The following is an 11,836-nucleotide window of genomic DNA, read 5'->3' on the forward strand; positions in this document are numbered from 1 at the left end:
ACATGGAAGCCTCCAGCTTACGGATATCCGCAGGCTGGGGGCTTTCTGTACCTCCCCGGGATGTGTTAAGCTTGACTCCATAAGAGAAGATTCGCTTCTTCAAGGCACGGTTAAGCTAGTAGCAACAGTCAGCGGATGGAGGGACAGAGGTTGAAGAAACGCAGGTTGAACGGGACTCGAATTAAGGCAATACTGATGATGCTTATGCTTGTCCTGCTGCTTACAGGGTGCGCGCAAGGCACTGCCCATGTAACCGTGAAGAAGGACGGCTCCCTGGATCTGGCCTTCAGTCTTATGCTGGATGCCCGGGCAGAGAAGCTGGTCAGCGGCAAGGTGGAGGAGCTTCTAACCACCCGGCTGGCGGCCGCAGGCATAGAGCTGAAGAAGACAGCAAGCGGCAAATCAACGGAATATCAATTTCATAAATCGTATGCTTCGATGGAGGAGCTGAAGAATAGCAGCAGCGGCTTTGATATTGTAGAGGCCAAGGTGGGACAGACGGACAGGTGGCTGTATACCAAATACGATGTGGTGGCCCAGCCTAAGCTGAACGCCTACTCCGATGAGATTATCGACGGCATCGGCAGCTTGAATGTGCCTAAGTCCCTGGTGCGGCTGCTGATGGGCAGCTTCTCCGTCGATTTCAAATTAACGATTCCCTATGATCTATACGGGGCTAATAATGCGGCCGAGCAAGACGGCAACACGTTAACCTGGCATGTGTCCCTTGCGGATTCCGAGCCGATTCAGCTGGTAGTCTATGTACCAGATATCAGGAATATTGCGATTACTGCAGGCGGCATCTTGCTTATTCTGGCTGTACTTCTTACATGGTTTATCAGAACAAGAAAGCTGAAGAGGCTCAAGGCCCCGCCTGAAGGCAAGGCCCCTACTCATCGCCCGGGACCGCTCTAAGCTTCGTATGGAAGCTGTCACGGTACTGGCCGGGGGTCATCCCCTCCTGCTTGCGGAAGGAACGGATGAAATTCTGTGAATTATTGTATCTCAGGCGGGAGGCGATATCCTTCACGGGCATATCGGTCTCCTCCAGCCATTTTTTTGCCATTTTGAACCGGTACATGGTCAGGTAATCACTGAAATAATACTGCGTCTCCTTGCGGAATACACTGCTGATGTAGTTGGCGTTATAATGCAGCCGGGAAGCACACTCCTCCAGCGTCAGATCCTGGTCATACTCATGCTGGACGATGTCGATCAGCTTCTCGGAGATATTATGATACTGGGCGTTCTGCCTGCTGTGGAAGATGACGATGACCGGCTGGATCACAATGGTCCAGAACCAGTCTTCAATTTCGGCCACGATATGCAGATCGGTCAGCTCCTCGAACAGGGAACCGCTCGCGTGGTAGATCTGATTCAGCGTAATTCCCGATTCCTGCATCATAATGAGCGTATTGTTCAGCAGCCGGGTCAGCGGAATCTGATATTCCTGCGGCGACAGTCCCAGCGCAAAAATACACTTGAACAGCTTATGCAGCAGCTCCTTCGCCTTATCGCTGTCCGCCAGCTTGATGGCATCCATCAGGTCATTTTCCGTGTGGGTCGGGTAGTTCAAATTGAGATAATGCTTGCCGGAATTGATATTCTCGTACTGGATAATGATACCTTTGCCCAGGGTAATCCGGTGCTTAAGGGCCTCCAGGCTTTCCCGGTAGGCAATGGACATTTTGTCAAACGAATGAAACGGCAGGCTCAGCCCAATGCTGACCTGAAGCTTCAGGACCCCGTTAATCTCCTGCTGCAGCTTCTCCGTCAGCGCATAGAGCATCCGGTGAAAAGCTTCCGTGCTCTCCTCCTCACTGCCGATGACGACAGTCAGGGCATGGCCCATCATCACAGGGGTTAGCCTGTGCTGCGCAGAGACCAGCTCCTGAGTCATATTATGCGCTGCGAATAACAGCAGATTGAGATCCTTTTTCTCATAGCTGTTCTCCTCGGAGAAGTCGATGCTCAGCGTAATGACAGCCATCGTCTTCCATTCCTCGACTTGCTTGCCGTACCCGTATTGCTCCAGCTCCTCCATCAGCTCGCGTCTTCTCAGATTACCTCCGAACGCCTGAATCAGAAAGAAGGTCCGCACCTGTCCGAGATGCTGGCTAACCTCCTTCTCCAGCTGTGACTTGGATTGGAACAGGGAATGGACCTGTTCACCGATGAGCTGGAATTCATCCGTACGCCCTGCCCGCAGACCGGGACGGCGCAGTCCAATCTGGGTCAACAGCCGTTCGATGGGTGTGTACATACGCCGGGAGCCGAGCCAGGCAAGCAGCACAGACAAGAGCAGCATGAACGTGCAGACGAATACCGTGTAAGTGCCGATTTTGCCGGATTCGCGGGTCAGACTCTTGATGGAGGTGGCCGACAGATAGATCCAGCCGTTCAACTGGGAACGCATATAGGTGATCGAGTAATCGGCTTCATTAAGCTTGGTCTTGAATTGTCCCGATGGCTCAGTGGTAGCGGCGATCTGCTCGAATCCCGTGAATCCGGCCGCTGTGGCAGGCTCTCCGATCAGCTTGCGGTCTGAATGCAGCAGAATCCGTCCGCTCTTGTCCAGCACCATAATACTGTCCAGCGGCTGCATATCGGGATTAATGAAGTCCTGAAGACTGCAGGCCGGAATATTGGCCAGAGCCAGTCCGTATTTCTGCAGCTTGGTCACCGGGAGCTTCTTAATCAGGCTGATGCTGTAATTGCAGCCGGTCACGTTAATGCTCTCTTCACTGTAGAACAGGGAGGAGGGGTTCAGCACCCAAGAAGAGCTGCCTTCCACATTCAGCAGATTCGTCAGCTGCTCGTAATTGCGGTATTCATTCAGCCGGTAGAGCCCGGAATTCTTGATCATCCAGTTCTGGCGCTGATTGAGCAGGATGACATCCTCCAGCTTCGTATCGAAGGACTGCATATTGCGGATTTCATTGCGGATGTCGTTATATAAAATGAAATCGTTTTCACTAAGCGGGTTGTTCAGCGCCTTCTTCAGCACCGAAGAGTTTACGACCTGGTTCAAGGTCTGGTTGACAGTATTCAGCTTATGCTCTACATTTGAGGTAATTTGTAAAATGAGCTCCTTTTTGCTTTCATTAACATTTTTTTGAATCTCGCTGGAGGATGTGAAATAGGAGAACGAACCAATGAACAGCACCGGCAGGATGCTGATGGCGAACGCGAACATAGTTAATTTACTGAGAAAGCTAAGATGTTTCAACAGCGTTCAGCACCTTTGCATGAAATAGGAAAATCACTGTCTTAAGTGTATGCATCACGAAGGATAATAACAATAATCATCTGGTGCCGCAATAATCATTTTCTCTAATCATTCATACATAAGCCGCATTATTCAATAGATAGGCTTCTAAGGCAGATAAATATTACGCTTCAGGGGGTTATGGAATGTTCAACCGGTTAACGGGCAGGAAGAATACTCTTGCAGGGTGCTTCATCCTATTCTTATCGTTCATGATGTTAAGCGCTTGCAGCGGGGATGAGTCTGGGCATTCCGATTCAGCGGGTGCCCCGGCACCGATCTCGATTCTGGCACCGCTACATTTTCCGCAGACGCCTTCAGCGGAGCTGATCGCCGAGATTGAGAGACTGACCGGGACTCAGCTCGATATTACCTGGGTGCCGGAAGGCGTCTACACGGACAAAATGAATACTGCACTGACCACCGGCTCCCTCGGCAAAGTAACGTTCGTGAAATTCACCGATTATAATCCGGTCAAGAATATGATCCGCTCGGGCGCTTTTTGGGAGATTGGTCCCTATCTGGCGGAATTTCCGAATCTTAGTCAGCTGAATGCAGCGATCCTGGGGCAGACCTCGGTGGACGGGGGAATCTATGGCCTGTATACCGAAAGGCCGGCCTCCCGGCAGGGCATTATTATCCGCAAGGACTGGCTGGAGAAGCTGCATCTCAGTCCACCCGGAACGCTGGAGGAACTCTATGAGGTGATGAAGCAGTTCACCACGAATGACCCGGACGGCAACGGCAAGGCAGACACCCTCGGACTGGTGGACCGTAACGATCTGGTGTACGGGGTATTCAAGACGTTAAGCTCCTATTTCGGCACGCCGAATAACTGGAAAATCGAGGATGGACAGTTCATCCCGGAATTCGCCACCCCTGAATATATGGACACGATGAACTTCATGCGCAAATTATACAAGGCAGGGATCATTAACCAGGATTTCGCCCTGACCAGCAAGGAAGTGCAGCGGGACAAATTCATCCGGGGAACGGCCGGGATCTTCATCGGGAGCATGACGGATGTGCAGCGGCTCTCCATTGAGGCCAAGGCGATCAACCCCAAAGCAGAGCTGACGCTGATTAACCGGATTAAGGGGCCGGACGGATATAAGGTATGGTCCATACCGAAGTACAACGGCTTGTACCTCTTTTCACGTAAAGCTATTGCTACCGAGCAGGAGCTGAAGCAGGTGCTGGGATTCTTCGACCGCACGATGGATGAGGATGTAGCCAATCTGATGGCTTACGGCTTCAAAGGCCGCCACTATAGGCTGGACGGGGAAGGCAAAGTGATTCTTCCGGAAGAAACGTCCCAGCTTCGGGTGTATGAGGTCAATCCGCTCAATTCCCTGATGATCGCTGATGTAGGCAATACCCATATCAAGGAGGTTGCACAAAAGGAGCAGCTCACCGCCCTGGCCGACCAGCTCAGCCGGGATAACGAGCAGTTTCTCGTCGATGACCCCACCGTGTCACTCACCTCTCCGACCTATGACGAGAAGAACGCCGAGCTGTCCGCCATCATCGCAGACGCCACCTACAATTATATTCTCGGCAACATCGACGCCGCCGGCTTCGCCGGGGAGGTCGAGAAATGGCACGCGAGCGGCGGCAGCCTGATTATTCAGGAGTATGGGGAGGCGGAGGGGAAGGCGCGGGAGGGGGAGGAGTGAGGGGGACATGTACAGAGCCGGAGTTACAACAACTCAGAGATAAGCCCACCATGTCGCGTATAACTTCTAAATTGTGGTAAGATAAGGGTTATTCTAACTTGCTGATTACAAGGAGACAATATGGAACCAATCGTTATCCAACCTGTGAACGCCCAGAATTGGGAAGAAGCTCTAGAGATATCTGTCTGTAAAGAGCATAGGCACTTCGTTCCTTCAGTGATGGAGTCGCTCGCGTATGCTTATATCAAACCGTGGGATGAAGCGTTAGATCCGTATATTCTGTCCATAGACGGCTGTATCATTGGTTTCTTTTACATTTCATATACACCTGGCAGCTCAGATAATTACTGGATCGGCGGTTTTCAAATTGACTACAGGCACCAACGAAAAGGCTACGGGAAACAAGCATTGGTTGAAATCATTAAGTTCATTAAAGAGGTTCATCCGAAGTGCAGCTTAATATCCTTAACGGTGGAACAAGAGAATTCAGTAGCACAGAAGTTGTATGAAGGATTAGGATTCACCAGTGAGCAGCGCTTGAATCAGGATGGGGAGATCATCTATACCATTCAGATTGACTGAAGATCAATTCATAATGAAGGTTGTGAACACTATGACTATTGTTGAATTACATAAGATTACCCCAGAGCTGCAACACGAATGCACTCAATTGAGCGTGAGCACGCAGCAGTTGGACTTGGTTGCAAGTAATGCAGAGTCCCTTGTACATGCGGTAAATGAGCCTACCTCTGTACCCTACGGCATTTTTGCTGAAGGAAAGATGGTCGGTTTTATCCTGTTTGACAATGAGAGATATACTGACGGTTACTATTGGATTCTGAGATTTATGATTGACGGCAAATTTCAGGGCAAAGGTTATGGGAAATTAGCCATTAAAGAAGTCATTAAGATGCTCAGAGCCCGGGAGGACTGCAAACAGATCAGGGTATCGCATATTCCGCATAATCTAAACGCCAATAAGCTCTATAAGGATATGGGATTCACCGAGACTGGGGGGTTTGAAGATAACGGGGATATTATATTGGGTTATTCGATGTGAGCATTTTCTTAGGCCTTGAGTGAATCCTCAAGGTCTTTTTTTTGCGTCCGAAACTATGCATTACTCTATTCATGAAAGTGAGGGGGATGGCTATTATACCAATAGTGGCAACCCTAATGCCAAAAATTTAAAGTTTAGGAAAAATACATAAATAGTACTTGAAAATCGAATCGACCACTGGTATATTTTGTATAACATAAAAGGGATTTTATTCTATAAATCACAAATTGAAGAGGAAGGGGGGTTAGGACTTGCAGGCAACGACTACGATATTATCGGAACTGGAGGAGTATTTGCGGCAGGAGGAATTGTCGATTACGGAATTCGCCAAGCGTTCTCAGCTTCATTCCGGGACACTCAGCAATATCCTTCGCGGGCACCGGCCTGTTGCGATGCAGCAGTTGGATCGGATTACCGAGGCCATGGGACAGGAGGAAGGATACTTCTATGACTTGTATATCGATGACTATATTATCCGTGGTTCCTCAGACTGGAGAAGGATTGGACCGCTGCTGCTCCGCTGTGCTGACCTGAACAAGTTGGACAGTATCCAGCGCCTGGCACGCCATATTATGGACAACCTGATGTATGCGCCCCTGCTGTTTGAGACGGCAGAAGAATTATTTATGGCCGGGAAAAAGGAAGCCGCAGCCGCAATCTATGAGGTTGTTGCCGAGGCTGAACGTTATCAGCATTCGGAGCGGCTCGCGCTATGCCAGTTCAGGCTGTTCACCATTTCGCTCAGTGATGACCAGAACCGGAACCTGTGGGCAGCCAACCGGTTTGAACCTTATGTCGAACGGCTCCATGAAGTTGATCAGTTGGATGCACTGAAGGAACTCGCCAATACATACCGGTCCTTACAGCTCTGGGATAAGGTCGATGAATATGCAGCCAAGATGGGGCATAAGGCTAGAATACAGTATGACCTGAAGGTCCAGCACGAACAAAGAGCATCAGAACCAGTGAAGCTCCCCGGCAGACCGCTGTTTTTTTACATTGCATACAGTGACTTGTTGCGGGGGAATGTTTGTGATGAGTTGGGGGACTATGAGGGAGCTTTGGGTTACATAAGCCGTTATGCTGATTTAAGCTGGGTGAGAGAGCAGGGGGATGAGGCTGAGCATTGGAAGAGTCTGTTTATGGAGTGGTCTGAAGCTAATACTTGTCTAGCAAGGCTTTGGAGCGGGGAAAAGGAAATTATTGAACGATATAAAATTTATATAGAGAAGCATAAAGAAGAGCAGGTAACGGGGCTTCTAAATGTTGTTAGGGTAGCTAATAAGTATCAATTAAATGTTGATGATATACTAAATTATTTCAATCAGGAAATACAAGAAGATATTAATGAACTAATAGTGGGGAGATATAACCGGAAGTTGGCACTTGATCGTCGGGCTACATTAATGTATGAACTTGCATTTTACCATTTGCACAAAGGCGATCATCCTAAAGGTTTTGATTTGTTGTTAAAAACAATAGAAAATTTCCAGCAGATAAACAATGAGAAGTATATACTGGAAAGTGTAACTCTGTTTGAAAGGTTTAGAAATATTGCCAGTCAAGAGATAAAGGAACAGTATCAAACTTTACTTTTGGGAGGGAATTCTCATGAAGAAAAAGGCAGTTATACTTCTTACGGTTCTTAGTATTATTTTTGTACCAATTGTGACAGTACCAAGCATACCCATTTCCTCTGGCATAACTTTATATACTCATGGTGACGGTTAGCTGATTAATCCCTCCAACCCTTAGAACAGTATCATCCTATAAGCTCAACCTAAAGTCCTGCTACAGCTTCTTGTGGTGGGATTTTTCAGTGACATCAGCCAACCCGTTTCCCCACTTTACCTAAATTGTACATCTTAAATAAAAAAAGATCCGCCTTATTGGCGAACCATTACAGCAGATTGACCCTGCTTTAATTTAGCTATTGCATCGCTAACCATTTTGTCACGCTCGGGATTGGCGCCGGGCATCGATTGCTCAACGTAATGACCGCCTGCAAACCGACGAGCAGCAGCATCAAGACTTATTTTCTTCTTCATGATAATCACCTCATTAGGATAAATATAGCATAATCAGGCGTTCCGCGACAGATTCATCTATAAGCATAAATGTAGACGAGATCTTTGCGCTTTCTAGGAATACTCTCAATAAGATTTACCCACACATGGTCCTTTCTACGCTCAATAGCTATAGCTCCTTGTATTACATCATCCCCTGCACAACCATCTTATAAACTTCGATGCCATGCTGACCGAAATATACTGACCAGTCGAAGTTTTCATCCAATTCCGCTATTGGAGTGTAATTAAAGGTAATAAACTCTTTGACCCTAATGTTTTTTCAACAAGTTAACTGACAGCTATGCTGATTAGTACAAAAGTTTCTTCAAACATTCCATTATCTTTATATCTGTTCAATGTTAATCTAATCGGAGGAAAAGATGTGCATCTAACAAATACGATTGAAAGATGGTGCTGAGATGAGTATCCGTTACACTTCAAATATTGAGTTTATCACTAAGGAGGCGCTTCAAGAGTTATTTCTATCGGTCAATTGGGAGTCCGGGAAATATCCGAATGAGCTTTTGCAAGCCATTCAAAACTCCCATTCCATTGTGGCGGCTTGGGATGGAGAGAGGCTTGTTGGGCTGGTAAATGCTCTGTCTGATGGTATTTTAACAGTGTATTTCCATTATATGCTTATCGATCCCAGTTATCAGGGGAAAGGGGTAGGTAGAGAAATGATAACCACTATGCTCGAACGATATAAAGAATATAAAAATAAAGTACTGATTTCTTATCCGAGTGCAGTGGAATTTTATTATAAGTGTGGATTTTCGAGTGAGCATGGAGCTACGCCTATGTTTATTTCGGATTTGGTCTAATGCTGCACATCTTCAGGGAATGATACGCGCCAGTCGATTATATATCGAATCCGGGGCAATCCGGTCTGTGATTGACCGGATTCTCCGCATAGATGGACGCCCCTTAAGATAATAGTGCTTCCCGATCACCTATAACTTCAATTAATAAGTTTGCTCCCAGCTTGAACCCATGATGAAAGGCTGCTTCCACATGCATGCTGTTCACGCTGTCGCACAAGTCCAAATATTCCTCTAGCTCTCGAAACACTTCCTCCCCTAACCGTTCGCGCCATTGCTGTGTCTCTGCTGCCACCTGTTTGCATGCGGAACGATATTCTGGATGTGACGGCACAATAGTCATATTGGGTTGAAGCTTCCCATGGTACAGGGCTTCCAAAATTGTTTTCATGTTTGTCCTCCCATTATGTTCATCGCACCCGCTTGAATGAACTTCCTGCACATGGTAGGATATTTATGCAGTCTGCTTATCCAAGCGGTTGCGTGGTAGGAAGTAGCGGTGTTCTTTGCGGGACTAACGCTGCTTCCTTTTTTATTTTTGGAGCTCGTCAAACACCTTTTCAATTCCCTTGCGGACGATTGCAGAACGTGACATATTAAGCTTTTCTGCAGAAGCATCAAGCTTGCTCAGAATTTCCTGATCGACACGTATTTCAATCTTTTTGCTTTTGGGATTATCAGATAGTGGACGCCCCATCTTTTTAGAGGACATTTCATCACCCCTTTTTTTGTCCTGATAAAAATATATTATTATCAGGACAAAAAGTCAATGAGTTCCTTCATGATTGATCTGCCTTTTTATACGAAAGAATGCAGCTAACTTCGATAAAACTATATGCTTATACAAGCACAGATGCTATGAAGACCGGAAACAGTTGGATTTCTTCCACTTGCTGATGAACTAATAAACGCTGCAAGAAATGATAGTTGGAAAAACAACACTTAAATCCGTCCAATTCAGCCGTAGTAGGAAAAACTAACATAATTAGATGCCTTTTTTCCAACTACTTCTGCCTTTTCTCAAAAAACGGCTAAATTAAGATACATTTTTCCACCTGTTTGTTGCAGGAGGATGGCGTAAAGTAAGTTGTGTACCAAGATTTGGAGCCTAGTCAGGCACCAAAAAAGTAGGGTATCCTCGGGATTGCGAAACCACCAAGGAGGAACCCTACCAATGAATATTTTACCCGAAAGTTCTCTGAATAATCTATTTGAAAAACTTGTTAAAGATTTTGTGAAAGACAACATGGAACGCCTGTTGCGCGCCGAAATCCAGGGGTTTATGGAGAGTGAAGAAGCCGGCGCCAGCAATAGTCGCAATGGCTACTATACGCGAGACTTACACACGAAATATGGCCATATCGAGGATCTTCAGGTGCCCCGGGACCGCCAAAGCCTTTTCCAGACGCAGATGTTTGAGCCGTACCAGCGGCGGGACGGATGGTTAGAAGAGGCCGTCATCCAAATGTATAAATCGGGCATGGGTACGCGGGATGTGGCCCGGTTCATTGAAAGTATGTTTGGCAGCCACTACTCCCCCACCACGGTCAGCAATATTACGGCTACAGTGCTGGACGATATCCACCAGTGGCAAAAGCGGCCACTGAGCAAACGGTACTCTGTGATCTATTTAGATGGGCTGTACGTGAAGCTGAAACGGGGCACGGTTCGTGGTGAAGTGGTCTACTTTGCGATGGGAATTGACGAGGAGGGACAGCGTCAAATTCTCGGGTTCTACGTGGGTGGCCAAGAGAGTTCGAATGGCTGGCGGGAGGTACTCAAAGACCTGTACGACCGCGGAGCGCAGGAAGTCCTGCTGGGTGTGTTTGACGGGCTACCGGGACTGGATGCGGCGTTTAAAGAGACCTATCCTCAGGCGGATGTACAGCATTGCGTAGTGCACAAAGTGCGGGCCACGTTTCATAAAATTCGGGTGGAGCACAAAACCGATGTCATGGAGGCGTTGAAAACCATATATACGGCACCGGATGAAGTGGTAGCCCGGGCTAACTTTGATACGGTCAAAGCGAAGTGGAACAAGCTGTATCCGAAGGAAATGAGGTCCTGGGAGGAACAGTTATCCACACTCCTGACGTTCTACAAGTATCCGCAGTCGATCCGTAAAGCGATCTACACGTCGAACCCCATCGAACGGATGAACAAGGAAATCCGCAAGCGTCTGAAACCGATGAACAGTCTGACGAACATGGATGCGGCAGAGAAAATCGTGTACCTGGAGATGCTGGAATACAATGAACGTCATGCAGGGCGGGTCGCCCAAGGCTTTGGCATGGATGCCGTTAAAAAGAAGCTAAAAGAGCTATTCGAAACACGCTACCCCTCTTTGCCCACACCGGAAGAGGCGTAACAGAGAAATCCAGTTTCTGGGGGTCGGGGTTCCCCCTTCCCCCAGAAACACTACATCCCAACCCGTAACCCGGGGAGGCACTTCTACTCTTTTACACAAACTTCTTGACGCTACCTGCAGGAGAAGTAAACCTCTCCTTTCAATCCCGCCTGTTGCCGCTCCCGTTCTCCTGGACCAATCCCAGCTTCATCGTCCTACCCGCAGCCTACCGCTTCCTCTCTACAACTCATCTTCACCGCTCTACCGGAAGCCCTTAATCCAAGCCCCGCCGCGCGAAGCGGCGGGGCCTTCCTTTACCCACTTTCAAGGATAGGCCTTGAAAGCCCCCAGCCTGGAGCGGCAGAAAGGGACGGAGGGAGGTTTGGAACTGGAGGAGCGGTAGCGTCCGCCTTTGTCTCCGGATGTTATCTGCTGCAAGCATATGATCAACAACATCTGGAGACAACAGCGGCCGGAAGTCCAAAGCTCACGCAGTCCCGCCCGCCGCCGCTCCCAAGGGTTTTTCCCCACGGCCTATCCCCCCCCATCACACGATAATCATTAACCCACACCTCCCGCCGCTGCGCACCTTTAT

11 protein-coding genes are annotated in these 11,836 nt (G+C 48.1%); 7 read left to right on the forward strand and 4 right to left on the reverse strand.

Annotated elements, in window-relative coordinates; genetic code table 11:
• Positions 1-150 precede the first annotated feature (150 nt).
• Positions 151-915, forward strand: coding sequence for a hypothetical protein (locus tag MHH78_RS07770; RefSeq protein ID WP_341167042.1), 765 nt, complete (start codon positions 151-153; stop codon positions 913-915).
• Here the strand turns inward: MHH78_RS07770 and MHH78_RS07775 are convergent.
• Positions 890-3,229 (reverse strand): AraC family transcriptional regulator, encoded by a 2,340-nt coding sequence (locus MHH78_RS07775; RefSeq protein ID WP_341167043.1) that lies wholly within the window; start codon positions 3,227-3,229, stop codon positions 890-892. The genes MHH78_RS07770 and MHH78_RS07775 overlap by 26 nt on opposite strands.
• A 185-nt stretch (positions 3,230-3,414) precedes the next feature.
• Here MHH78_RS07775 and MHH78_RS07780 point away from each other — a divergent pair, with 185 nt between their 5' ends.
• From MHH78_RS07780 to MHH78_RS07795, 4 genes are all read left to right on the forward strand, one after another.
• Positions 3,415-4,944, forward strand: a complete 1,530-nt coding sequence (locus MHH78_RS07780; protein WP_341167044.1) for an extracellular solute-binding protein — start codon at positions 3,415-3,417, stop codon at positions 4,942-4,944.
• 120 nt (positions 4,945-5,064) lie between these two features.
• Entirely contained in the window at positions 5,065-5,526 is a 462-nt protein-coding gene (locus tag MHH78_RS07785) for a GNAT family N-acetyltransferase (protein ID WP_341167045.1), read from the forward strand.
• Between the two features lie 31 nt (positions 5,527-5,557).
• Entirely contained in the window at positions 5,558-6,004 is a 447-nt protein-coding gene (locus MHH78_RS07790; protein ID WP_076085350.1) for a GNAT family N-acetyltransferase, read from the forward strand.
• A gap of 251 nt (positions 6,005-6,255) precedes the next feature.
• Positions 6,256-7,653, forward strand: coding sequence for a helix-turn-helix domain-containing protein (locus tag MHH78_RS07795; protein ID WP_341167046.1), 1,398 nt, complete (start codon positions 6,256-6,258; stop codon positions 7,651-7,653).
• Between the two features lie 237 nt (positions 7,654-7,890).
• Here the strand turns inward: MHH78_RS07795 and MHH78_RS07800 are convergent, their stop codons facing one another.
• Positions 7,891-8,052, reverse strand: a complete 162-nt coding sequence (locus MHH78_RS07800; protein WP_340827576.1) for a hypothetical protein — start codon at positions 8,050-8,052, stop codon at positions 7,891-7,893.
• 440 nt (positions 8,053-8,492) lie between these two features.
• Here MHH78_RS07800 and MHH78_RS07805 point away from each other — a divergent pair, with 440 nt between their 5' ends.
• Positions 8,493-8,897: a GNAT family N-acetyltransferase gene (locus tag MHH78_RS07805; protein WP_341167047.1), complete on the forward strand. Its 405-nt coding sequence runs from the start codon at positions 8,493-8,495 to the stop codon at positions 8,895-8,897.
• A 103-nt stretch (positions 8,898-9,000) separates the two neighbouring features.
• On the opposite strand, the gene MHH78_RS07810 is transcribed toward MHH78_RS07805, so the two are convergent.
• Together MHH78_RS07810 and MHH78_RS07815 are read right to left on the reverse strand one after the other, a co-directional pair.
• Positions 9,001-9,285, reverse strand: coding sequence for a DUF6809 family protein (locus MHH78_RS07810; RefSeq protein WP_341167048.1), 285 nt, complete (start codon positions 9,283-9,285; stop codon positions 9,001-9,003).
• 141 nt (positions 9,286-9,426) lie between these two features.
• Positions 9,427-9,606, reverse strand: coding sequence for a ribbon-helix-helix protein, CopG family (locus MHH78_RS07815; protein ID WP_076085313.1), 180 nt, complete (start codon positions 9,604-9,606; stop codon positions 9,427-9,429).
• A gap of 462 nt (positions 9,607-10,068) precedes the next feature.
• Here MHH78_RS07815 and MHH78_RS07820 point away from each other — a divergent pair, with 462 nt between their 5' ends.
• Positions 10,069-11,262 carry an IS256 family transposase gene (locus MHH78_RS07820; protein WP_341167049.1) on the forward strand — a complete coding sequence of 398 codons (1,194 nt, stop codon included), beginning with the start codon at positions 10,069-10,071 and terminating at the stop codon, positions 11,260-11,262.
• The last annotated feature ends 574 nt before the right edge of the window (positions 11,263-11,836 follow it).

This window comes from Paenibacillus sp. FSL H3-0333 (assembly GCF_038002805.1).
In the GTDB taxonomy this organism is placed as follows: domain Bacteria; phylum Bacillota; class Bacilli; order Paenibacillales; family Paenibacillaceae; genus Paenibacillus_AQ; species Paenibacillus_AQ silagei.

Coding starts and splice junctions, on each gene's coding strand:
- MHH78_RS07820 (WP_341167049.1), top strand. CDS start 10,069: ATGAATATTTTACCCGAAAGTTCTCTGAATAATCTATTTGAAAAACTT.
- MHH78_RS07810 (WP_341167048.1), bottom strand. CDS start 9,285: ATGAAAACAATTTTGGAAGCCCTGTACCATGGGAAGCTTCAACCCAAT.
- MHH78_RS07790 (WP_076085350.1), top strand. CDS start 5,558: ATGACTATTGTTGAATTACATAAGATTACCCCAGAGCTGCAACACGAA.
- MHH78_RS07800 (WP_340827576.1), bottom strand. CDS start 8,052: ATGAAGAAGAAAATAAGTCTTGATGCTGCTGCTCGTCGGTTTGCAGGC.
- MHH78_RS07780 (WP_341167044.1), top strand. CDS start 3,415: ATGTTCAACCGGTTAACGGGCAGGAAGAATACTCTTGCAGGGTGCTTC.
- MHH78_RS07815 (WP_076085313.1), bottom strand. CDS start 9,606: ATGTCCTCTAAAAAGATGGGGCGTCCACTATCTGATAATCCCAAAAGC.
- MHH78_RS07785 (WP_341167045.1), top strand. CDS start 5,065: ATGGAACCAATCGTTATCCAACCTGTGAACGCCCAGAATTGGGAAGAA.
- MHH78_RS07805 (WP_341167047.1), top strand. CDS start 8,493: ATGAGTATCCGTTACACTTCAAATATTGAGTTTATCACTAAGGAGGCG.